This is a genomic window from Micromonospora sp. NPDC049203 (genome assembly GCF_043197215.1).
In the GTDB taxonomy this organism is placed as follows: Bacteria; Actinomycetota; Actinomycetes; order Mycobacteriales; family Micromonosporaceae; genus Micromonospora.
In genome coordinates, this window is the sequence record NZ_JBICSV010000001.1 from 704,379 (window position 1) to 726,502 (window position 22,124).

A 22,124-nucleotide genomic window follows, 5' to 3' on the forward strand; every position below is an offset into this window, starting at 1 on the left:
TCAGAACCGGTACGCGGTGTGGTACTCGGGCACCAGCACGCGGCTGCGCGGCGAGACCCGGCGCACCTCGGCGACGAGGGCGTCGAGGCGTTCCCGGTCGCTGTCGGCGACAGTCGGCGGGTTGGTCAGCGGCGTCTCGAAGTTGTCCCAGTGCACCGGCACCACGACCTTCGGACGGCCCAGCGCGGTCATCAGCCGGGGCACGTAGTCGGCGGTCGCCGTGGTGGCGGCGGAGGCGACCATCGCGACGTCCGGGGCGAGCCCGCTCAGCTTGCGCTCGTCGAAGTCGCTGGCGCCCATGAAGAACACGGACGGGCCGCCGTCGATCCGGATCTGGTACGCCAGCGTGTCACCCTCGGGCAGGTCGGCGATCGTCTCCGGACGGGGCGGCGGGCTGACCCGTACCCCGGGGAACGCCATCGACCAGGTGGGATTCCGGCTGTGCAGCGAGCCGACCACCTCCACCGTGTACCCGTCGAAGTCGAGCACCTCCCCGCCCTTGACCGGGGCCAGCTGCCCGGTCGGCAGCCCGTACGCCAGGCCGAGGTGATACGCGGTGAGCGTGCCGAAGACCCGGGCACCGGTCCGGGCGGCGATGTGCGGCACGTCGTTGAAGTGGTCCCAGTGGGTGTGGGTGACGAGGATGTTCTCGGCCCGGTCGGCGAGCCGGTCGACCACGTCGGCGGCCACTGTCAGCCGGGTGTCGGGGTTGAACGGCTTCCGGAACAGCCCGGTGTCGTACCGGCTCAGGTACGGATCGACGAGCACCGTCCGGTCCCCGATGTCGATCCGCCAGCCGGAGGTGCCCCACCAGCGGAAGCTCACCGCGCCGCCGCGTCGCGTACCGCCGGCGGCGCGGCTCGGCGCGGTGACGGGGCTCGGCCCGGCGGCTCGGGCCGGGGTGCCGGCGACGAGTCCGGCGGTGGTGACGGCGGCGGCGCCGACCGCCGTGTCGCGTAGCAGTCGACGGCGGGCGTAGCCGGACGGCCGGTTCTCGGGCATGTGTCGTCCTCCCCGTTCGGGATCGGTGATCGGTGATCGGTAGGCCCAGCCCACCACCCCGCAGTCCCCGATGTCCAAGATCGACGAGCGCAACGACCGATATCCAGACCGATATCACCGCAGTTCAGGCCGGTGGTCGACCTGGATCATCGCAATGCTTCGACGGCGGTCCGGGCCGCCTCCCCCATCGCCAGGTCCACGTCGATCCGGCGGGCGGCCAGCCGTTGCGTGCGTACCGCCACCGCGATCGCGTACCTGCGGCCGTCGGGGTACTCCGCGACGCCGGCTTCGAGGTGCAGCCCCGGAAGGGTGCCGGTCTTCCCGGCGACCCGGACCCCGGGTGGGAAGCCGGCGGCCAGCCGGGTCCAGAAGAGCTGCCGGGCCATCAGCTCCCGGACCATGGCGCACGCGGAGGCCGGGCCGGCCTCGTCCCGCCACACCAGACGGAGCAGCCGGGTCAGTTCCCGGGCGGTGCTGGAGCTGGTGTGCTCGGGGTCGAAGACCCGCATCGCGCGGATCCGTTCGGGCGGCAGGGTGGGGAAGATCCGCGCGAAGTCCGCCTCGGTGCGCGCGCCCACGTCGGAGAGCATCGTCTCGACGAGTTGCCGGGGGCCGCCGACGATCCGGGTGCGCGGCAGGTCCAGCTCCGCGGCCAGCATCGGCAGCACGTCCGCACCGATCCGGCGCAGGAGCAGGTCGGCCGCCGTGTTGTCACTCACCGACATGGCCAGGTACGCGAGGTCGCGCAGGGAGACCTCCACGTCGTCGGCGCAGCCGGCCACACCCCAGCCGCCGAGCCGGTCGGCGGCACCGACGAGCACCCGTTCGGTCGGGTCGAGCTGGCCGGCGGCCGCCTGCCGGGCGAACTCCAGCACCACCATCACCTTGAAGACGGAGGCGATGACGATCTGCTCGTCGGCGCGCAGCGCCACCTCACCGCCGGCCGGGTCGTCCACGTCCACGACATGCAGGCAACCCCGCAACCCGGCCCGCCCGAAGATCTCCCCGACCCGTTCCGCCACATCCACGCCGACACGGTAACCAGCGGCGGCGCTAGGGTGCCCGGATGGATCTGCTGCGGCACCTGCGGCATTTCGTGGTGGTCGCCCGGGAACTGCACTTCGGCCGGGCCGCCGAGACGCTGGGCATGGCGCAGCCGCCGCTGAGCCAGTCGATCCAGCGGTTGGAGCGGGAGCTGGGCGTCGCCCTGTTCGACAGGTCGCAGCGCCAGGTCGGCCTCACCACCGCCGGCCAGTTGCTGCTCGGCGAGGCCGACGAACTGCTGGCCGGTGAACGCCGGCTGCGTCACGTCGCCGAGCGGGTCCGCCGGGGCGCGCTCGGGGTGCTGCGTGCCGGCGTACCCCCGGAGACCCCGGCCGTGACGTTGCGCGCGCTGCTCGACGCGCTCGCGGCCCGCGCGCCCGGGCTCGCCCTCGACCTGCACGAACTGACGAGCGCCGAGCAGCACCGGATGCTCGCGGACGGGCGGCTGGACGTCGGCCTGCTGCACCATCCGGTCGACGGGGCCGGGCTGCGCTTCGGCGAGCCGGTGGACGTACCGGTGGGTGTGCTGCTGCCCCGGTCCTCGCCGCTGGCCCGGCCTCGGGAGATCGCGCTCGCCGATCTGGCCGGCATGGACCTGGTCACCGCGCCACCGGCCACCGCGCCCGGCTGGCACGAGCATCTGCTGACCGTGTGCCGGCAGCACGGTTTCGCCCCGGCCCGGGTCCGCCCCGCGCGCAACCCGGAGTTCCTGTTCGGCCTGCTCCTGGCCGGTGGCGCGGTCGCCGTCGAGCCCGCGGCGCTGGCCCGCCGGGAACCGCGTGTCGCCTGGCGGCCGATCGCCGGCACGCCGCTGGTCCGGCGGATCTCCGCGGCCTGGCCCATCCGGGCCGCGCACCCGGCCGCGCCGATGTTCGGCAACCTCGCCACCGAGACGCTCGCCACGCCCGACGAACAGGCCGGGCCGGCGCTCCTCACCCCGGCGGCCCGGCCGTGGCCGGTGCTGTTCGAGGCCGGCCGGGACGAAAAGTTGGCCCGGTGACCTCCCGCAGTTCACCGCGATCCGGCTAACATCGCTGATCATGGATATGAAGCGCGTCACCCGCTCGCGACCCGGGCGGTTGGTCGCGGCGGTCGTGCTCGCCGTCGCGGTCGCGATCCCGCTCGGCGTGACCGGCTCCGCGTCAGCCGCGACGGCCCTCACCGTGGCGCAGGCGCTCGCCGCCCAGGACGGCCGGACGGCCACCGTCACCGGCTACGTCATCGGCCAGCCCACCGCCACGAACACGGTGCTCACCTCCGGCTTCACCGCGGACACCGCGATCGCCATCGCCGACCAGGCCGGCGAGACCGGCACCGGCCGGATGCTGTACGTGCAGGTGACGGCCGCCTGGCGGAGCACCTTCGGGCTGCTCACCAACCCGTCGCTGCGCGGGCGGCAGGTGACCGCGACCGGCGCGCTCACCGCGTACTTCAGCCACGGCGGGCTGAAGAACCCGACCTCGATGAGCCTCGGCGGCGGTGCCACGCCGACCCCGACCCCCACCGCGACCCCGGCGCCGACCGGCACGCCGGACGCGTACTACGCGAGCGCGGCCGGCAAGACCGGGCCGGCGCTGCGCACCGCGCTGCACGGCATCATCAGGGTGCAGACGAAGCTCAGCTACGACCAGGTGTGGGACGCGCTCAAGGACACCGACCAGGATCCGGCCAACCCGGCCAACGTGGTCCTGCTCTACAGCGGACGTTCGCAGAGCAAGACCAGCAACGGCGGCGGTGTGAACGACTGGAACCGGGAGCACGTCTGGGCCAAGTCGCACGGCGACTTCGGCACCGCCACCGGCCCCGGCACCGACGTGCACCACCTGCGGCCGGAGGACGTGTCGGTCAACTCGCTGCGCGGCAACAAGGACTTCGACTCAGGCGGCGGCACGGTGGCCGAGGCGCCCGGCTGCTACACCGACGCCGACTCGTTCGAGCCGCGCGACGCGGTGAAGGGCGACGTTGCCCGCATGATCCTCTACATGGCGATCCGGTACGAGGGCGACGACGGCTGGCCGGACCTGGAACCGAACGACTCGGTCTCGAACGGTTCCGCGCCCCGGCTCGGGCGGCTGTCGAAGCTGCTGGCCTGGAACGACCAGGATCCGCCGGACGCCTTCGAGCAGCGCCGCAACCAGCGCATCTACGAGCGCTGGCAGGGCAACCGCAATCCGTTCGTCGACCACCCGGAGTGGGCGCGGGCGATCTGGGCTTGACGCCCGTCCCCGACGTGAGGAAGCGTGGCGAGCGGGTAGAGACATCCGGTTGGCACGGCCGGGGGCTGTCGCACGGACGCGCCCCCGGGCACCACACGATCGGAGATGAGGCTCTCATGGCCCCCAACGGCATTCCGGACATCCCGCTCAACGATGGCAACACCATCCCGCAGCTCGGCTTCGGCGTGTTCCAGATCGACCCGAAGGACACCGCCCGCGCGGTCGGCACCGCGCTGGAGGTCGGCTACCGGCACGTCGACACCGCCCAGATGTACGGCAACGAGGCCGAGGTGGGCCAGGCGATCCGCGCCGCCGGGCTGGACCGGGGCGAGGTCTTCGTCACCAGCAAGCTGAACAACGGCTTCCACCGTCCGGACGACGCCCGCAAGGCGTTCGAGCAGTCGCTGCGGGAGCTGAAGTTCGACTACCTCGACCTGTTCCTGATCCACTGGCCGCTGCCCACGCGCTACGACGGCGACTTCGTCTCCACCTGGAAGGTGCTGGAGGAGCTGCGCGACGCGGGCACGGTCCGCTCGATCGGCGTGTCCAACTTCCAGGTCGCGCACCTGGAACGGCTGGCCGCCGAGGCGGACGTGGTGCCGGCGGTCAACCAGATCGAGGCGCACCCCTTCCTCGGCAACGAGGAGGTGCGGGCGTACGACAAGGCCCACGGCATCCTCACCGAGGCGTGGTCCCCGATCGCGCAGGGCCGGGTGCTCGACGACCCGACAGTGATCGACGTGGCCGAGCAGGTCGGCCGGACCCCGGCCCAGGTGGTGCTGCGCTGGCACGTGCAGCGCGGCGACATCGTCTTCCCGAAGTCGACCACGCCCAAGCGCATCGAGGAGAACTTCGCGATCTTCGACTTCACCCTCGACGACACCGCGATGGAGCGGCTCACCTCGCTGGACCGGGGCGAGGCCGGCCGGACGGGCCCGAACCCGGACGAGTTCGACTACATCCCGAGCTGAGCACCGTACGTGACGGAGGGGCCCCGGGCGACGGGGCCCCTCCGTCTGCCGTCGTCGCGCTGTTGACTTCGCGCGCGCTCGAAGGGGCAGGGTGACCGGCAACGCTCCGACGGGGAGGAAGACATCCATGCGCTACCGCACCATCGGCACCGACCCGGCCACCCGCCGCGAGGTCAGTGTGCTCAGTCTCGGCGCGATGCTGTTCGGCACCGCGACCGACGAGGCCACCTCGTTCGCCATCCTCGACCGGTACGTCGAGGCGGGCGGCACCTTCATCGACACCTCGGACAACTACGCCTTCTGGCAGAACGGGGGCCAGGGTGGCGAGAGCGAGGAACTGCTCGGCCGCTGGCGGCGCAGCCGCGGGATCGGCGGCGAGGTGGTCATCGCCACGAAGCTGGGCGCCCGTCCGCTCGCGCCCGGCACCAGCTACGTGGACAACCCCGAAGGGCTGTCGGCCAAGGTGATCCGCGAGTCCGCCGAGCGCAGCCGGGAGCGGCTCGGCGTCGAGCGGATCGACCTGCTCTACGCCCACATCGAGGACCGGACGATCCCGGTGCGGGAGACCGTGGAGGGCTTCGCCGAGCTGGTCGGCGAGGGCACCGTCGGGTTGCTGGGCGCCAGCAACCACCGCGCCTGGCGGGTCGAACGGGCCCGGGCCCTCGCCGCCGCGGCCGGCCTGCCCGGGTACGAGGTGCTCCAGTACCACCGCAGCTACCTCCCCCGGCGCCTGGACGTGCCGAGCGAGCTGGACCCGGACGGCGACGTCGGCTGGGTCGGCCCGGACCTGCTCAGCTACCTGCGTACCGAGCCGCAGCTCACGCTGGTCGCGTACTCGCCGCTGCTGAAGGGCGCGTACGTGCGGCCGGAGCGGCTCGGCGAGGAGTACGTGCTGCCCGCCACCCCGGCCCGGCTGGCGGCGCTGCGGGCGGTGGCCGGCGAGACCGGCGCCACCGTCAACCAGGTGGTGCTGGCCTGGCTGATGGGCGGGGACCAGCCGTCCATCCCACTCGTCGGCTTCTCCTCGGTGGCGCAGTTGGAGGAGAGCCTTGCCGCTGTCGACCTGGAACTGACCGCCGAGCAGCGGAACCGGCTGGACTCGGCCCGCTGACCGGCGCCGGGCGGGTGGCCGATGCGCCACCCGCCCGGCGTGGCCGCGCCACCGCCAGATCGGATCTGGCGGACCGTCTGGCGCCTTCCGGGTGAGGCCGGTACGACCACGGCTCCCCGGCCTCGTTGAACAGGCGATCGGTCCGGCGGCACGCCCGTACGCCTGTCGCGGACACCGACGAGGAGAGGTAGCGATTCATGAGCAACCGGAACACCGGCCTGGCCGTCGAGGCCGAGGGCCTGGTCCGGTCCTTCGGTTCGACCCGGGCACTCGACGGGCTGGACCTGCGGGTCCCCGCCGGCACCGTCTACGGCGTGCTGGGCCCGAACGGCGCCGGCAAGACCACCGCCGTACGGGTACTGGCGACGCTGTTGCGCCCGGACGGCGGCACAGCCCGGGTCTTCGGGCACGACGTGGTGCGTGAGGCCGACGCGGTCCGCTCCCGGGTGAGCCTGACCGGCCAGTACGCCTCGCTGGACGAGGACCTGACCGGCGCGGAGAACCTGGTCCTGCTGGGCAGGCTGCTCGGGCTGGGCCGGGCGGGCGCCCGGGACCGGGCCGAGCGGCTGCTCGCCGCGTTCGGGCTGACCGAGGCGGCGGGACGGCAGGTGAAGAAGTACTCCGGCGGGATGCGGCGGCGCATCGACATCGCCGCGAGCATCCTGAACACGCCGGACCTGCTGTTCCTCGACGAGCCGACCACCGGCCTGGACCCGCGCAGCCGCAACCAGGTGTGGGCGATCGTACGGGCCGTGGTGGCGTACGGCACGACGGTGCTGCTGACCACGCAGTACCTGGACGAGGCGGACCAGCTCGCCGGCCGGATCGCTGTGGTCGACCACGGCCGGGTGATCGCGGAGGGCACCCCGGGCGAGCTGAAGTCGTCGGTCGGCGCGGGCAGCGTCCACATCCGGCTGCGCGATCCGGGGCGGCGGGCCGAGGCCGAGCAGGTGCTGCGGGCGTCGCTCGGCGTACCGGTGCAGCTCGCCGCCGATCCGGTGGCGCTGACCGCGCGCGTCGGCGAGCACGGCACCGACCTGGAGGCCGGTGCGCAGGCGGCGCGTGCGCTCGGCGAGCTGGCCGCCGCCGGCATCGTGGTGGACGACTTCTCCCTCGGCCAGCCCAGCCTGGACGAGGTCTTCCTGGCCCTGACCGACCACCCGGCCGTCCCGGCGGACGAGCGGGACGACGAACTGGAGGCGGCGCGATGAGCGACACCGCGATCACCACCGGGCGGGCGCCGTCCGTCTACGTGCCGTCCGCCGAGGCACTGGCCACTGTGCTCGCCCCGGCCGAACGACCGGCCCGGCCCGGCCCGCTGTCGGCGTCGCTGACGTTCGGCTGGCGCGCGCTGCTGAAGATCAAGCACGTGCCGGAACAGCTGTTCGACGTGACCGCGTTCCCGATCATCATGGTGCTGATGTTCACGTACCTGTTCGGTGGCGCGCTCGCCGACAGCCCGCGTGCGTACCTCCAGTTCTTCCTGCCCGGCATCATGGTCACCAGCGTCGTGATGATCACCATGTACACCGGGGTCGGGCTGAACAGCGACATCGAGAAGGGCGTCTTCGACCGGATCCGTACGCTGCCGGTCTGGCGGCCGTCGGCGCTGGTCGGGATGATCTTCGGCGACGTGCTGCGTTACGTCCTGGCCGCCGTGGTCATCCTCACCGTGGGCGTGGTGCTCGGCTTCCGGCCCGACGGCGGGCTGCTCGGGGTGCTGGCAGGGATCGGGCTGCTGGTGGTCTTCTCGTTCGCGTTCTCCTGGGTGTGGACGTTCTTCGGCCTGGTGCTGCGCAGCGAGAAGTCGGTGATGGGGACCAGCATGATGGTGCTGTTCCCGCTGACGTTCCTGAGCAACGTGTTCGTCGAGCCGTCCACCATGCCCGGTTGGCTGCAGGCGTTCGTCAAGATCAACCCGATCACCCAGCTCGTCACCTCGGTCCGCGCGGCGATGGCCGGCTCGATGGACGGCCCGAGCACCATGTGGATGTTGCTCTGGAGCGCGTTCTTCCTGGTCGTGTTCGGCACACTGACGATGTACCGCTACAACCGCCGCTGACGCGACAACGGTGGCGGGGCCCGGCCGGCCCCGCCACCTCGGCGGTCAGAGCCGCCAGGGCACCGGCTCGGGCGGGCGGTACCGGCAGGCGCCCCCGGTGGTGACCGACTCGCGCAGGTGGGCGGCGAGCACCGGATGCCGCTCGTCGATGCGGCGCAGGGTGTCCCGGATCCGCCCGGTGACCGCCTTGCGCGCCCGTTCCGCCTGGTCACCGAGGCGCCGGGTGCGCCCGGCCAGCCCGGCGGCGGCCCGCAACTGGTCGAGCAGCGCGGCGCGCTCGGCGTCCAGCTCTGCCAGCCGCCGCCCGTCGTCGCGCGCCGCCGCCCGGTCGATCTCCTCGTCGAGCCGCCGCAGGTGCCGGTGGTAGCGGACCTTCGCCTCGTCGTCGAGCACCGGATCGGACCCGAGACGACGCGCGGCCACGAGTTCCGGACCGGCCGCCGGGTCGAGCAGTTCGACGGCGGGCACGTCGACGCCGGGCCGGCCCAGCAGCAGCCGCAGGTCGTGCAGCCCTTTGGCGTCGGGCAGGTGCACCACGACGCCGTCGTACGCGAGACGCCACACCGGCCCGTCCGGGCGGAACTCCGGCCCGGCCACACTCGCGCCCGCGCCGGGGTCAGGCGACCGCCCGTGGACGGCACCGGCCCGGAGCAGGCCCGACGCGGCCCGTCGGCTGGCCGGCGACGACGCGGCGACCAGGGCCGGAGCGCCCGCGCCGGACCGGAGCGCCACGGGTGCGACCATGGCGGACGCGGCCGGGGCGGGATCTGCCGCGCCCAGCCGGTCGACCACCTGGACCATGCCCAGCGCCCGCGCCTCGGCCACCGTCTCGGCACGTAGCCGCCGCGCCTCGGCGGCGTCGCCCGGCCCGTCGCGCCCGGCGAGCGCGCCCACCAGAGCGGCCCGGGCCAGCACCGACCAGGGCCGGGCGCCCAGCCGGTCGGCGGCGTCCCGGGCCGCCGTGTAGCAGTCGACAGCGTCGTCCCACCGGCCCTGGGCCGCCTCCACGGCGGCCAGCCACAGGTCGACCGGGCCGCCGATGTCGCATCCGAACAGCGAAGCCGTCCACTGCCCGCGGTGCGGGGCCAGGTCGGCGCGTACCGCCGCGCACCGCGCCGGGTCGCCGTCCACTGCCGCAGCCTGCGCCCGCAGGCGCAGCCACAACGGCGACACCGGCCGGGGGTACGCGGTTCCCGCGGCCTCGATCGCGGTGGTGAGCCGCAGCACCGTGGTCGCGTCGCCGCGCTCGGCCGCGGTGATCGCCCGGAGCAGCTCCACCTGCGGGTGCCCGGTGCCCACCCGGTCGAGCACCGCCTCGGCCTCGGCGAGGCGGCCGTACAGCAGCAGAATCGACCAGCGCACGTGGTGCGTCATGAAGGCGTGGTCGGAGTGCCCCGGCTCGCGGTAGCTCTCCGCCTCGGCGAAGCCCGCCTCGGCGGCGGCGAGGTCACCGTGGAAGGCGGCGATGATGGCGGTGTCCACGAGCGCCGCCACTCGCTGCCGGGCGACGTCGCCGCGTCGCGCGCCGGTCACGAACGCGCTCAGCTCGTGCCGGTAGTCCGGGTCGCTCAGCTCCAGCAACGCGACCCAGCGCAGCGCGGTGGCCCACAGCTCGGTCTCCCGGTCGCCGCCGCGGCGGGCCACCTCCCGGATCTCGGCGGTGACCACTGCTCGCTCCTGCGCGGTGCCGAGACCCCAGGTCGTGTCGTGGCGGGCCCACAGGCTGAAGGTGAGCGCCTCGTCGTCGCGGCCGTGCCGGGCGAGCGTCTCGGTGGCGGTGATCAGGTCGGTGACCAGCGCGCGTACCGGCCTTTCCGGGTCCGGCTCCGCGATCAACCGCCGGTACGCCTCCCGGACCAGCTCGGCGGCGTCGAGCCGGCGGCGGGTGGCGGAGTGCTGCCGGTGGGCGATGAGCGCCACCCGGGTCAGCACGCCGGGATCCGGCAGGTCCCGGGCCAGCGCGGCGGCCTCGGCCAGCAGCCGCTCCACCTCGGCCGGCGGGCCGGCGTGGTGCAGCAGCCCGGCCAGTTCCAGCAGCACCCGGACCCGCCGGCCGGGCTCGCCGGTCAGTTCGAGCGCGCGCCGGTAGTGCCGTACCGACTCGTCCACGGCGATCCGGCCCCCGGCGTCGCGGGCGGCGGCCAGCAGCAGGTCACCGGCGCGTTCCGGGTCCAGTTCGGCGCCGGCCAGCCAGGCGTGCCGGGCCAGGTGGGCCGGGCTGAGCGCGCCGGCGAGCGCGTCCGACCGGCCGGCGGCGCGCACCACAGCCGCGTGCCGGGCCCGCCGTTCGTCGTCGGCGAGCCCGTCGTAGAGCGTCTCGCGGACCAGGTCGTGCACGAAGACGAACCGGCCGCCGTCGCGGGGCAGGACCAGCCGGGCCGCGGCGGCGCGGCCGAGCAGCCGGTCGACCTGCGCTACCGGAGCGGGTACGCAGGCCGCGAGCGTCCGCCCGTCGAACTCGCGGCCGAGCACCGCCGCCACCGTGAGCGCCTCGACCACCGGGGCTGGCAGTTGGTCGAACCGGCGGCGCACCACCTCCCGGACGCCCGGGGCGACGGTGTCGGTCAGGCCGTGGGTGTGCCAGAGCCGGGCGGTCTGCTCCACGAAGAACGGGTTACCGCCGGTGCGCCGGTGCACCTCGTCGACGAGGCTCGCGTCGGGCTCCCGGCCGGCGGTGCGGGTCATCAGCGCGGCCACCTCGGCGCGGCGCAGCCCGGTGAGCGTGACGGTGGTGGCCTTCGCGGTCAGCGGCAGCAGCAGCCCTCGCAGCGGGTGCTCGCCGGATTCGACCTCGGCGTCCCGGTAGGTGCCGATCAGCAGCAGCCGCTCGAACCATGCGTGCTGGGTGACGAACCGGAGCAGCCGCAGCGACGCCGGGTCGGCCCAGTGCAGGTCGTCGAGGACCACGGCGACCGGGCGGTGCTGGGCGACGGCGACCAGGGCTGCGGTCACCGCGTCGTGCCTGTCGAACTCGGCCCGGCCCTCGTCACCGGCGAGGACACCGTCGCCGCCGCCCGGATCGCCGTCGCTGCCGCCCCCGTCCCGGACGGCGTCGCCGCCGGGATCCCTGTCGCCGTTCGGACCGCCGCCACCGGGGCCCGGCGATCCGGTGGCGGGGCGCTCGCCGAGCAGTGCCGCCAGCCCGGCGTCGGCGGCACCGGCGACGGCCGGGTCGTCGGCGGAGCGGGTCAGCCGGCGCAACACCTGAAGCCACGGCCAGTAGTCGGGGGCGGTGTCGGAGTCCCAGCAGGCGGCGCCGAGCACCAGCGCCCCGCCGCGGCGGGCCTCGTCGGCGGCGGCCGAGACCAGCGTGGTCTTGCCGATGCCCGGCTCGCCGCCGACCAGGACGAGGCCGCCGTGGCTGTCGACCAGCCGGGCCACCTCGGCACGCAACAGCCCAGCGTGATGCTCCCGCCCGATGATGTGTCGGCCGAACCCCGGCTCCATGACCTCACGACGCTAGTCGAGGGGTCCGACAAGGATTGTCGTTCAGACCCGCGCGTCGGTCACCACGTGCGAGCACGCCGGGCAGGCCGCCGGTCCCTGTTCGGCGAACCAGCGGCAGGTACGCCGGATCGCGCACTTCGGGAGCGCCTCCTCGGCGGGCGGGGCGACCTCGGCGTACGAGGCGGTGAGCCGGGCGCCCAGCCCGCAGTGCGAGCCGGTCCAGAAGCCACAGGACGAGGTGACGCACGGGCCGGCGAGCCGGGCCCGCGACTCTATCGGCTTCTCGGAGTCGCCGAGCCCGGCGAGCGCCACCTCGGCCGGTACGGCCGGGGTCACGTAGGCCACCCGGCCCGCCGGAGTGATCATGCCGAGGAACACCGTGGCGTTCGACGCCGGGGTGCTCGGGCACATCCGCTCCGGCGTGCCGGCCGGCGGGGCGGTGTCGGTCACCGCTGGATCCAGAACCCGATGTCGTTGATCTTCTGCCCGAGCTCGTCGGCGAGCGGTCCGTCGATCACCCAGAGCCCCTTCCATTCGCCGCGCAGCTTGATGTTGCCGTGACCGAGGGTCAGCGGGTTGGTCAGCCTGGCATCGGCGGTACGCAGGGCGGCCAGGCCGGCCTTCTGGATCTCCGCGGCGATCACGTTGTGCTGCTCGGGGCTCAGGTCGACGCCGTCGACCACGAAGCGGAACTCGTTGCGGGCCATGTGCTTCCTCCGGTCACTCGTACGATTCGGTGCCCAGCCCGCGACGCAGGCTGGTGCGGGTGAAGGCCGCCCACCCGGCGTGCGAGGCGGCGGGCGTGCGGTGCCCGGTGCGGGCGAGCACCCGGGCGGCGTGCTCCGCCCAGCGGTCGGCGGTAGCCGCCGCGTCGCCCCACAGTTCGCGGCAGGCGGCGACAGCGAAGGCGACCTGTTCCGGCGACCCGGTGAACCCGGCGGGTCCGTCGGCGACCCGGATCGTGCCGTCCGGGCGGACCCGCACGCTCGGGAAGTGGTGGTGCAGGCTGGCCAGTGTGGCCAGGTGGGTGGTGTCCCGCCGGCCGGCGGCGAAGCCGGCGCGCAGCTCGTCGTCGCGGCGGTACCGGATCGCGTGCAGGACCAGCGCGTCGCCGGCCGCCTCGATCCGGGCTACCACCTGCACCGGCACGCTCCACGCCGACGGTGAGTTCGCCGACCAGAACGCGAGCCAGGCGGCGAGCCGGGCGTGGAAGTCGTCCTGGACGGCGACCGCTGGCGCGGATCCGTCGGGCGCGCGCAGCGCGGCGGTGGCGATGCGGTCCCGGGAGACGAGCGGCGCCGCGGCGCGGCCCGGGGCGGCCGCGGCGCCGGTGGTGGAGGCGACGGTCAGGCCGGTCAGTGTGACCGCCGAGGCCGCCGCAGCGCCGGCGAGCAGTCGCCGGCGGTTGAGCGGGTGTCCGTTGTCGTTCATCGTCGGCCCTTCGTCGACGGCAGTGGCCCGACGCTATCGACCGGAACAGATCAGTTAAACACCCTGCATGACGGGAGATTGACAGGAATCCCACGGATTCCCGGCGGCGTGAACGACGGTTCCTGTGCCGCGTTCACGTGGCGGTGGAGGGGAACCGTTCGTGTCCGAGTACGGCGAGCAGCCGCAGCTTCTCCTCGTCCTCGCTGCGCGGCGCGGCGGTGAGCACCAGCAGCGCCTGCGACTGGTCCTCGGTGAACAGCACCTGGCAGTCCAGCTCGATCGGCCCGAGTTCCGGGTGGATCAGTGTCTTGTGGTCGGCGAAGCGTTGCGCCACCTCGTGCCGCTCCCACACCTCGGCGAACTCCCGGCTGGCGGCACAGAGCGCCCGCACCAGCTCGCCCGCGCGGGACCGGGGTCCCATCGACCCGTACGCGGCACGCAGGTTGGCGACCTGGGCCCGGCTCTGCCGGTCGCGGTCCTCCACCGGGTAGCGCTCCCGCTCGGCGAGGTCGGTGAACCAGCGGTACACCTCGCTGCGGGCGAGCCCGGTGTGGCCGGAGCGGTCCCCGAGCAGCGCGGCCGCCAGCTGGTTCTGCGCCAGCGTCTCGCCGAGGTCGGACAGGATGAGCGCCGGTGTGTCGGACAGCCGGTCCAGCACCCGCAGCAGCGCCGGCGCGACGTGGCCGGTGGTGGCGACGGTCTCGGGCGGGCTGTGCCCGGCGACCCGGAACAGGTAGGCGCGTTCGTGCGCGCTGAGCCGCAGCGCCCGGGCCAGCTCGCCGAGCATGTACGGGCTCGGCTGCGGGCCGCGCCGCTGCTCCAGCCGGGTGTAGTAGTCGGTGGACATGGCGGCGAGCGACGCGACCTCCTCCCGCCGCAGGCCGGGCGCCCGGCGGCGGGCGCCCTCGGGCAGCCCGACGTCGCCGGGGCGCAGCGTCTCCCGGCGGCGGCGCAGGAATTCGGCCAGGGCTTGGCGGTCCATGATCCGAGTATCCGCCGTACGCCGCCGGGAACCAGGGATCCGCGATCCCCCGATCCGGGATCTCTTCACCCGCGCCGCCGCGCACCGCAGGCTTGGCGCATGGACATCTCCGGAAACACGATCTTCATTCCCGGCGCCACCAGCGGAATCGGCCTGGCCCTGGCGCTCGCCCTGCGGGACCGGGGCAACACGGTGATCGTCGGAGGCCGGCGTACCGGGTTGCTCGACGAGATCGCCGCCGCGAACCCCGGCCTGGACACCGTCACGATCGACACCGCCGACCCGGCGAGCATCGCCGCCGCCGCCGACCGGGTGCTGGCCCGGCACCCGGACCTCAACGTCCTCGTGACGATGGCGGGCGTGATGCGGATCGAGGACTGGCGCTCGCCGGACACCTTCCTCGCCTCGGCCGAGGAGGTGGTGACCACGAACGTGCTCGGCCCGATCCGGCTGATCGCCGCGTTCGTCGAGCACCTGCGGCAGCGCGACGACGCCACCATCCTCACCGTCTCCTCCGGCCTGGCGTTCGTGCCGCTGCGGGTCACGCCGAGCTACAACGCCTCCAAGGCGGCGATGCACATGCTCAGCGAGTCGATCCGGCTGAACCTGGCCGGCACCGGCGTACGGGTGCTGGAACTGGTGCCACCTGCGGTGCGCACCGAACTCCTGCCCGGCCACGACACAAACGAGACGGCGATGCCGCTGGACGAGTTCGTGTCCGAGGTGATGTCGCTGCTGGAGGCGCAGCCGGACGCGACGGAGATCCAGGTCGAGCGGGTGAAGTTCCTTCGTCACGCCGAGGCGCGTGGGGACTACGACAAGGTCGTGGCCGCGATCAACGCGGCCGACCCGCACGCGTCCACCCCTTGATATCGATAGACGGCTATCTATAGGCTTGCGGCGTTCCGCTCACCCCCCATCCCAAGGAGTGTGAACCATGCGTCAGCCCAAGCTGTCCCGGATCCTCGCCACCCTCGCGGCCGCGACACTGGCAGCGCTCGGCGCGGTAGCCGTCAACCCGGCTCCGGCCTCCGCCGCCGTCCGCAACGTCTGCTACAACATCAGCCAGGCCGGCCCGTTCGCCAACACGGCGGTGCAGGCGGCGGCGATCTGGAACAACTACACCAACAACATCAACATGGCGCAGTGCGGGTCCAACCTGCGGATCACCTACACCTACGGCGGCGGCTCGTACGCCCAGCGCACCAGCCTCGGCAACGGCCGCGTGGTGATCGACTACAACCAGGCCCAGCAGTACTCGGCACTGCGCATCATGACGCACGAGATCGGCCACATCCTCGGCCTGCCGGACAACTACAACGGCAACTGCGCCATCCTGATGTCCGGCGGCAGCGCCGGCACGAGCTGCACCAACCCGTACCCCAGCTCCGCCGAGGCCTCCCGGGTCGACTCGCTGTTCGGCTTCGCGGCCCGCAGCGCGACGCCCGCCCAGGTCTTCACCGGCAGCTGGCCGGCCGCCGCGACGGTGGGCGCCCAGCGCTGACGGCACGGTGACGACGGGGTCGGCGGGTCACCGCCGGCCCCGTCCGCGCGTCCCACGCCGTCCCGCCGCCTTGTCCGGCCTCCCGGCCGCCGCCTTCTCCGGCTTGCGGCCACCCGCGCGCCGGCCGGACGCGGCGTCGTCGGCGAGCGCCGCGGCGCGGTCGCTCAGTTCCTCGACCCGCTCGCGGAGCCGGCGCACCGCCCCGGCGTCTCCGTCCAGCCCGGACACCTCGTCGAGCAGGCCGACGTAGTCGGCGGCCAGCCGCCGGTAGGCCGGGGCGACCGGCCCCGCGCGCCCGTCCAGGTCGATGATCTGCTGGGCGAGGACCGCTGTGGCGGCGCCGAGCGCGGCCCGCTCGTCGGCGCGCGCGTCCCGCCCGGCCCGCCGCGCGTCGGCCAGCCGGCCCGCCCGCCGGCCGCCGAACCAGAGCACCGCCGCACCGGCGACGACCCCGGCCACCGCGCCGCCGGCCAGCAGATACCGGGGCAGCGACGGGCTGATGGTACGAGCACCGTCCGGCACCAGACCGGCCCGGACCAGCCGGTCGTAGTTGAGCACGATCACCTTGAGCGCCTCGACCGGCCGGTCCACGAACGCGTCCACGCCCCTGCCGATGGTGGTCTCGGTGACCACGGCCCGGCCGAGGTCACCGCCGAGGCGGGAACAGCCGTAGGTGTCCCAGTCCTCGCCGTCGCGGCTCATCGCCAGCACCAGCGTGCCCTGGGCGGCGCGCTCGGTGTCGGCGCACGCCTCGCGCAGATCGGCGCCCGGTTCCATGATGAGCACCACCAGCCGCCGGTTGCCGATGACCCGTTCGGCGGCGGCACGGTCCAGGTCCACACCGGGGGCCGCGTAGACAGACGAGCCGCGCACCTGCCGGGCGACCGGCCCGTCCAGGATGCCACCGGTCCACAGCGCCCAGCCGGCCAGCGCCAGGCAGGCGAGCGCCGCCCGGCCGAACGCGGTGCCGATCAGGCGGCCGAGCAGCCGGCGCGGACCGGTCGCCGCCACGCCACGAGGGGCCACCGCCCGCCCGGGCCGGTTCGCGACGCGGCTCACGACAGCCTCGCCCGCAGGTAGACGTCCGGCCGGTAGCCGGGCATCCGCACGTCCCGGGCCACGTCGTCCAGCTCGGCCGCCGCGTCGGCCAGCAGTCCGCGTACGTGCCGGTCGGGCAGCCCCTCGTCGAGCGCGTCCCGGGCCGCCCGCAACCGGCCCACGCCCCGGACCAGCGCCGGATCACTGCGTGCGTCGGTGAGCAGCGACAACTCCACCGCCAACGCGGAGAGCCCGGCCAGCCGGGCCGTCGTGCCGGCGGGACCCACGTCGGCCGGGCTGCCGCCGGACCCCCGCACGGTACGGATGGACAGCACCACGAAACCCGCCACGCAAACGGCGAAGAGCCAGGGCAGCGCCGGCAACGCCACCCGCAGCGGGTCGAACGGCCGGTACGGCAGCGGACGATCGAACAGCCCCGCGTACCGCACGTCGGTGACCTGGGCCAGGAAGGTGCCGAGCACGTTCTGCTGGGGGTAGGCGTACCGGCCGATCCGCCCGCCGAACTGGGCGTAGAAGCTCGCGGTGGCCACCTCGGCGAACTCCGCCGCGTCCGGACCGTGGTACTCGATCCAGTCGCCGTACATCACCACCAGCGGCTGGTCCGGGGCGAGCCGGTGCAGCGCCGGCCCGTACGCGGGCAGCGGCTCCCCGTACGGCTGGGCGGGCAGCACCACGAACCAGGCCCCGTCCGGGAACGCGGTGCCCGCGGCCTTCTCCGGCAGCCGGGCCAGCGTGGCGCCGGGGCCCACGTACCGGCCGGTGGCCCGCAGCGCGGCGACCACCGGAGCCAGCTCCGGGCCGGCCGGTTCGCGCCAGCGCAGGTCGTCGCGATCCGGCGGGAGGGACTGTTCGTGCAGCGTGGCCAGCAGCGTGAGCAGCGGGCCGGTCACGTCGCGGGTGGCGAACCGGGCCCGCCAGCCCGGCACGTCGTCCGGCGAGGCCACGTAGATGCCGCCGCTGACCTCGGTGCCGACGATCCGGATCTCGGCGTTCTCCACGTCCTTCACCCGCCGGCGTTCGGCCTCGTCCAGACCGGGCGGGGCGACCAGGATGCGGGTGCCCCGGTCACCGATGGCGGCCCGGACCCGCTGCTCGTCCCAGCGCGCGACCGCACCCGGCAGCCGGACCACCGGGTCGGCCGCCACCAGCGCGGTCATCTCCTCGACCGAGGGCACGCTCGCGTCGCTCAGCTCCCCGGCCGAGCCCTCGGGCAACGCGGCGCTCGACGGGGAACGCCCGTAACTGACCTCCACGCTCTGCCGCTGCGCCACCAGGAACACCACGAGCACCGCCGCCGCGGCGGCCAGCAGCGACCAGCGCAGCAGCTCCCGGCGTACCCCGGTCATCGCCCGGCCCGCCACAGCTCGTCGGCGCGGCGGGCGTGCTCGGCCGCCGCGCGGGCCGCGTCGGCGCCGCCGCCCCCGGCGGCGAGCAGCTCGGCGCGGGCCAGCAGCCGCTCGGCCTCCGGCACGGCCACCGGGGCGGCGTCCCTGCTGACCGTGGCGTCGTGGATCGCCGCCCGCGCCGACGACCAGGCGACCCGCCGGCCGTCGGCCCGGGCGCGACGCCGGGGCAGCAGAACGGCGAGGAAACCGGCGGCCACCGCCACCAGGCCCCCGCCCAGCCAGGGCAGCACGCTCGCGGTCATGATCCATGTCTAACGCACCGGCGCCAGCGCCGCGCGCCGAGGCGGCGGTGCGGCGCCTACGACGACGAACGGCCCTCGTTGAAGCCCTCCATGAACCCGCCCGCGAACCCGGAGACGACACACCCCGCACAGCACAGGATCACCAGCAGCGCCGGCACCGTCACCCAGAGGATGACCGCCCACCTGCTCATCCCCTCGCTCGGCTGCTCCACGTACGCCGGCGGATAGTACGGCTGCTGCTGGTACGGCTGCTGCTGGTACGGCTGCTGCTGGTACGGATCCTGCTGGTAGGGGTCGTGAGGATGCATCCGGCCATCGTGCCCACCGCCCGGAAAAGCCGGAAGACCCGAACGGTCCGCCGATGATGCCGCGACGGCCCCTCGTCACGCCCGGTGCGCATCGAGGTGGGTCAGCACCGTCTGGTTGGCCTCCCAACCGTCCGGGAACTTCACCGGCACGTCCAGGTGCACCCGCTCGGTCGACGGGTACGCGTCGAGCAGCTCACCGATCCCGGCCCGCGCCACCACCACACAGGCGTGCCGGTGCCGCGACGCGAGCACGCAGAGCCGCCCCGACTCCAGGTGGAACGCCGTGGCGTCACGCCGGCCGGAGAGCGGGTGCAGCACGATCGTCACGTCGTACTCCCGGCCCTGGAGCCGGTTGGCGGTGTCCACGGTGATGCCCGCCCCGGCCGCGCCCAGCCGGGACCGGATGGCCGCGACCTGGTCGCGGTGCGCGGCCCCGACGGCGATCCGGTCCGCGGTGACCGGCGCCCCACCCGGCGCGGCCTCGCTCACCGCGACCGCGCCGCGCGCCAGCACCCGCAGCGCCAGCTCCGCGCAGGCCGCAGCGGCCTCGGCGTCGGTACGCACGGTGTGCCGGGCCGGCAGTTCGTGCAACGCCCAGCCGGTCGCGGCGGCCACCTCGACCGACGCGTCGTAGGCGTCACCCGTGCCCGGCTCGGTGAACGTCAGCGCCCGGTCGGCCGGCCCGGTCCCGGCGCGGAACCCGGTGAACGGGTAGAACGCGGCGGACACCACAGGCGCCGCCGAGTCGGGCAGCCGCCACGACACCGGCAGCCGGTGCACCGGCAGCTCCGGGTTGTGGCGCAGCAGCGTGGCCACCGCCGACTGCATCGGGTCCCAGGTCAGACCGGTCCAGCGGAACGTCTCCACGGTGCTGAACGGATCGAGCTGCCCCGGGTCACCGACGAACAGCGCCCGCTCGAACCGTCCCGCCACACGCAGCAGCGCGTCCGCGCGCATCTGGTACGCCTCGTCCACGATCGCCCACGGCCAGCTGCCCTCGGTGACAGTGGCCCACTTCGCCGCCGTACCGATGGTGACCGCCGGACCGCCCAGGTCGGCGACCTTCGCCGCGACCCGGACCGCCGGGTGGGCGGTGACCCGCTCGGTGGGCCGGTAGTCGGTCGCGGAGAGCCGCCCGACGCGCAGCTCCGGCGCCTTCCGGCCGAGCCGGTCGATGAGGTCGTCCACCTGCTCGTTGGTCTGCGCCACGATCATCAGCGGGTCGCCGGTGGCGGCCGTCTCGATCGCGGCGCGGACCACGAGGGTCGACTTCCCCGCGCCGGGTGGCGAGTCCACGACGACGCCGCGGTGCGTGCCGTCGCGCAGATCCCGCAGCACACGCTGGATCACCTGCTCGGCTTCGTGCAAGGAAGGGCCCCCTTTTAACGTCTCCGGTAGAGGCGGGGCCCCTTCTTAACACGTGCCACCTGGGCGCGGCTCCGGCACCTGCGCTTCGGGTCGTACCGTCGAGGGCTCGCGGTGTCCGCGAGCGGGCGCCTACGGCTTGCGGGCGAGCAGTCCGACGAAGGTGTGGTAGGTGTCGGTCTGCTGCGGGGCGGGCGCGTCCGGGTCCGGACGCCACTCCGCCAGCGGCACCAGGCCCGGCTCCAGCACCGTCAGCCCATCGGCGAAGGCAAGGATCTCCTCGTCGGTACGCCAGCGGCCGGTGCCGAGCGACTCGTTGAACACCCGCTCGACCTCGCGGGCCTTGCGGGAACCCTCCGGATCCCGCTCGCCCGGGTCACGGAAGTGCGAGATGGCGACGTAACTGCCGGACGGCAGCGCGTCGATCAGCGCCGCCGCCACGGATCGCGGATCCTCGTCGTCGCCGATGTGGTGCAGGATCGCGAACAGCAGCAGACCGATCGGACGGTCGAAGTCGAGGAACCGGCGGACGTCCGGATCGTTGAGGATCTCCTCCGGCTCCCGGATGTCGGCCTGGATCACCGTCGCGGTGCCCTCCGCCGCGAGCAGCGCCCGCCCGTGCGCCAGGACGATCGGGTCGTTGTCCACGTACACGACCCGGGCGGCCGGGTTGTGCTCGATGGCGACCTCGTGCACGTTGCCCTGGGTGGGCAGGCCAGACCCGATGTCGAGGAACTGGTCGATGCCCGCCTCGGTGACGAGATGGCGGATCACCCGGCGCAGGAAGGCGCGGTTCGCCTGGCCGGCGGCCGGCCCGTCCGGCGTGATCTGCAGGGCGTGCTCGGCGACCTTCCGGTCGACCTCGAAGTTGTCCTTGCCGCCCAGGAAGTAGTCGTAGACCCGGGCCACGCTGGGAATGGTGACGTCGATTCCGGGCGGTGCGGCCTTGTCGCGGGTCACAGGCGTCTCCAGGCTCCGTGGACGGTTCCGGGCGTTTTCGGGGAGTGTAGCGACCGTACAGGGTGGATGGTCGCCCGGTTTGGGATCGCTCCCAGCGGACCGGCCCGTCACCAGGACGAACGCCAATCGACACGCCGAAGCAGCATCGGAGTCAGCGCAGCTCCGTTGCCCCGCACAGCCCGCCGTGACCATCGCGCAATCGGCAGCGCTCACCGTCGGACAGCCGCACATCGCACCAGAGCCGGTACCGCACGTGCTGGGCGTCCTCCTCGCTGAGCGTCGTCTCACCGAAGTCGACCGCATCCAGATGCCCGAGCGAACGGGCGAGCGCGGTGGCCAACTCGGCGGCGGCGTCGCGGCACGTCAGCGTGGTCGGCAGGTGAATGATCCAGCGCGGCTCACTCATCGTGGCCGCGTCGCCGGCAGCCGTTGTGGCGGGACTGCCACTGCCGCAGCGCCTGGCGGACCCGTTCCGACTCTGTGCGCGCCGTGGTCAACTCCCGGTGCAGCCGGTCGATCTCGTCGGCGACCCGGCACAGGTAGTCGTGCACCTGCGTCGGGTCCAACCCACGCCAGCGGGTGTCGAACACCGCGCTGCGCACCTGGTACGCCTGCACCCGCTCCCCGGTCACGTAGATCACGACGCCACCATCGCAACCGCCACGGCCTCGTCGGGCAGCCCGGCCGCGGTGAGCGTCGCCCTCCCCCACCGGGCCAGCCGGCAGGGGTACGGGACGCGCTCGCTGCGGCACAGCGGCCCCTGCGGCCAGTGCTCGGGCACGTGTACGCGCACCGCAAGCGCGGCGACGAGCAGATCCTCGTCGGTGACGGGGATGAGGACGGGGAAGTCGGCGAGTACGGGGGACATCGGCAGGCGCCTCCGGGTCGGGTCTCGTGGAGTGGCGCCGGGGCGGGCGGGGACGGCGGAAGCCGCGATCGGGGATGCGGTGCCGCCGGAGCCCAGCACCCGCCCCGGGCCATGAGCCGACCTTCAGTCCTTCTCAGCAGGCGGCG

General features: G+C 74.0%; 24 protein-coding genes. 8 read left to right on the plus strand and 16 right to left on the minus strand.

From position 1 onward, the window contains the following. Together ACGFIA_RS03300 and ACGFIA_RS03305 are read right to left on the minus strand one after the other, a co-directional pair. A complete protein-coding gene (locus tag ACGFIA_RS03300; protein ID WP_357386030.1) occupies positions 1-1,002 on the minus strand; it encodes an MBL fold metallo-hydrolase in 1,002 nt (333 codons plus the stop codon). Positions 1,003-1,148: 146 nt separating this feature from the next. Then, positions 1,149-2,030, minus strand: coding sequence for a serine hydrolase (locus ACGFIA_RS03305; RefSeq protein ID WP_357386032.1), 882 nt, complete (start codon positions 2,028-2,030; stop codon positions 1,149-1,151). A gap of 38 nt (positions 2,031-2,068) precedes the next feature. On the opposite strand from ACGFIA_RS03305, the gene ACGFIA_RS03310 reads away from it, so the two are divergent. From ACGFIA_RS03310 to ACGFIA_RS03335, 6 genes are all read left to right on the plus strand, one after another. Continuing rightward, on the plus strand, positions 2,069-3,046 hold the full coding sequence (locus ACGFIA_RS03310; protein ID WP_357386034.1) for a LysR substrate-binding domain-containing protein: 978 nt from the start codon (positions 2,069-2,071) through the stop codon (positions 3,044-3,046). Between the two features lie 40 nt (positions 3,047-3,086). After that, positions 3,087-4,262, plus strand: coding sequence for an endonuclease (locus tag ACGFIA_RS03315; protein WP_357386036.1), 1,176 nt, complete (start codon positions 3,087-3,089; stop codon positions 4,260-4,262). Between the two features lie 116 nt (positions 4,263-4,378). Further along, on the plus strand, positions 4,379-5,233 hold the full coding sequence (locus ACGFIA_RS03320) for an aldo/keto reductase (RefSeq protein ID WP_357386038.1): 855 nt from the start codon (positions 4,379-4,381) through the stop codon (positions 5,231-5,233). A 127-nt stretch (positions 5,234-5,360) separates the two neighbouring features. After that, positions 5,361-6,344 carry an aldo/keto reductase gene (locus tag ACGFIA_RS03325; RefSeq protein ID WP_393258268.1) on the plus strand — a complete coding sequence of 328 codons (984 nt, stop codon included), beginning with the start codon at positions 5,361-5,363 and terminating at the stop codon, positions 6,342-6,344. A gap of 197 nt (positions 6,345-6,541) precedes the next feature. Beyond that, the gene (locus ACGFIA_RS03330; RefSeq protein ID WP_357386042.1) at positions 6,542-7,555 is read left to right on the plus strand and encodes an ATP-binding cassette domain-containing protein; all 1,014 of its coding nucleotides are present in this window, start codon (positions 6,542-6,544) and stop codon (positions 7,553-7,555) included. Then, a complete protein-coding gene (locus ACGFIA_RS03335) occupies positions 7,552-8,406 on the plus strand; it encodes an ABC transporter permease (protein ID WP_357386044.1) in 855 nt (284 codons plus the stop codon). The genes ACGFIA_RS03330 and ACGFIA_RS03335 overlap by 4 nt, the downstream gene beginning before the upstream one ends. Positions 8,407-8,451: 45 nt before the next feature. On the opposite strand, the gene ACGFIA_RS03340 is transcribed toward ACGFIA_RS03335, so the two are convergent. The 5 genes from ACGFIA_RS03340 to ACGFIA_RS03360 form a co-directional block, all read right to left on the minus strand. After that, complete coding sequence (locus ACGFIA_RS03340; protein ID WP_393258273.1) at positions 8,452-11,853, minus strand: ATP-binding protein; 3,402 nt, start codon at positions 11,851-11,853, stop codon at positions 8,452-8,454. A 42-nt stretch (positions 11,854-11,895) separates the two neighbouring features. Further along, entirely contained in the window at positions 11,896-12,303 is a 408-nt protein-coding gene (locus ACGFIA_RS03345) for a hypothetical protein (RefSeq protein WP_357386048.1), read from the minus strand. Next, positions 12,300-12,560: a hypothetical protein gene (locus tag ACGFIA_RS03350; protein ID WP_357386050.1), complete on the minus strand. Its 261-nt coding sequence runs from the start codon at positions 12,558-12,560 to the stop codon at positions 12,300-12,302. Before ACGFIA_RS03350 ends, ACGFIA_RS03345 begins: the two co-directional genes overlap by 4 nt. Positions 12,561-12,573: 13 nt before the next feature. Then, a complete protein-coding gene (locus ACGFIA_RS03355; protein ID WP_357386052.1) occupies positions 12,574-13,284 on the minus strand; it encodes a hypothetical protein in 711 nt (236 codons plus the stop codon). A 133-nt stretch (positions 13,285-13,417) separates the two neighbouring features. Next, positions 13,418-14,266, minus strand: a complete 849-nt coding sequence (locus tag ACGFIA_RS03360; RefSeq protein WP_393258278.1) for a helix-turn-helix transcriptional regulator — start codon at positions 14,264-14,266, stop codon at positions 13,418-13,420. A gap of 99 nt (positions 14,267-14,365) precedes the next feature. On the opposite strand from ACGFIA_RS03360, the gene ACGFIA_RS03365 reads away from it, so the two are divergent. After that, entirely contained in the window at positions 14,366-15,136 is a 771-nt protein-coding gene (locus ACGFIA_RS03365; RefSeq protein WP_357466848.1) for an SDR family NAD(P)-dependent oxidoreductase, read from the plus strand. 67 nt (positions 15,137-15,203) lie between these two features. Further along, positions 15,204-15,770 carry a snapalysin family zinc-dependent metalloprotease gene (locus tag ACGFIA_RS03370; protein ID WP_357386058.1) on the plus strand — a complete coding sequence of 189 codons (567 nt, stop codon included), beginning with the start codon at positions 15,204-15,206 and terminating at the stop codon, positions 15,768-15,770. Positions 15,771-15,797: 27 nt separating this feature from the next. Here the strand turns inward: ACGFIA_RS03370 and ACGFIA_RS03375 are convergent, their stop codons facing one another. From ACGFIA_RS03375 to ACGFIA_RS03415, 9 genes are all read right to left on the minus strand, one after another. Next, positions 15,798-16,829, minus strand: a complete 1,032-nt coding sequence (locus tag ACGFIA_RS03375; RefSeq protein ID WP_357386060.1) for a hypothetical protein — start codon at positions 16,827-16,829, stop codon at positions 15,798-15,800. Beyond that, a complete protein-coding gene (locus tag ACGFIA_RS03380) occupies positions 16,826-18,175 on the minus strand; it encodes a hypothetical protein (protein ID WP_393258282.1) in 1,350 nt (449 codons plus the stop codon). Before ACGFIA_RS03380 ends, ACGFIA_RS03375 begins: the two co-directional genes overlap by 4 nt. After that, a complete protein-coding gene (locus tag ACGFIA_RS03385) occupies positions 18,172-18,477 on the minus strand; it encodes a DUF6403 family protein (RefSeq protein WP_393258285.1) in 306 nt (101 codons plus the stop codon). The genes ACGFIA_RS03380 and ACGFIA_RS03385 overlap by 4 nt, the downstream gene beginning before the upstream one ends. A gap of 56 nt (positions 18,478-18,533) precedes the next feature. Beyond that, a complete protein-coding gene (locus tag ACGFIA_RS03390; RefSeq protein WP_393258288.1) occupies positions 18,534-18,785 on the minus strand; it encodes a hypothetical protein in 252 nt (83 codons plus the stop codon). A gap of 75 nt (positions 18,786-18,860) precedes the next feature. Then, entirely contained in the window at positions 18,861-20,153 is a 1,293-nt protein-coding gene (locus ACGFIA_RS03395) for an AAA family ATPase (protein ID WP_357386068.1), read from the minus strand. Positions 20,154-20,282: 129 nt separating this feature from the next. Then, positions 20,283-21,110: an SAM-dependent methyltransferase gene (locus ACGFIA_RS03400; protein ID WP_357466837.1), complete on the minus strand. Its 828-nt coding sequence runs from the start codon at positions 21,108-21,110 to the stop codon at positions 20,283-20,285. Between the two features lie 151 nt (positions 21,111-21,261). After that, the gene (locus tag ACGFIA_RS03405; RefSeq protein WP_357386076.1) at positions 21,262-21,516 is read right to left on the minus strand and encodes a hypothetical protein; all 255 of its coding nucleotides are present in this window, start codon (positions 21,514-21,516) and stop codon (positions 21,262-21,264) included. Beyond that, positions 21,509-21,751, minus strand: a complete 243-nt coding sequence (locus ACGFIA_RS03410) for a DivIVA domain-containing protein (RefSeq protein WP_357386078.1) — start codon at positions 21,749-21,751, stop codon at positions 21,509-21,511. Before ACGFIA_RS03410 ends, ACGFIA_RS03405 begins: the two co-directional genes overlap by 8 nt. Further along, on the minus strand, positions 21,748-21,978 hold the full coding sequence (locus ACGFIA_RS03415) for a hypothetical protein (RefSeq protein ID WP_357386080.1): 231 nt from the start codon (positions 21,976-21,978) through the stop codon (positions 21,748-21,750). Before ACGFIA_RS03415 ends, ACGFIA_RS03410 begins: the two co-directional genes overlap by 4 nt. Between the last annotated feature and the right edge of the window lie 146 nt (positions 21,979-22,124).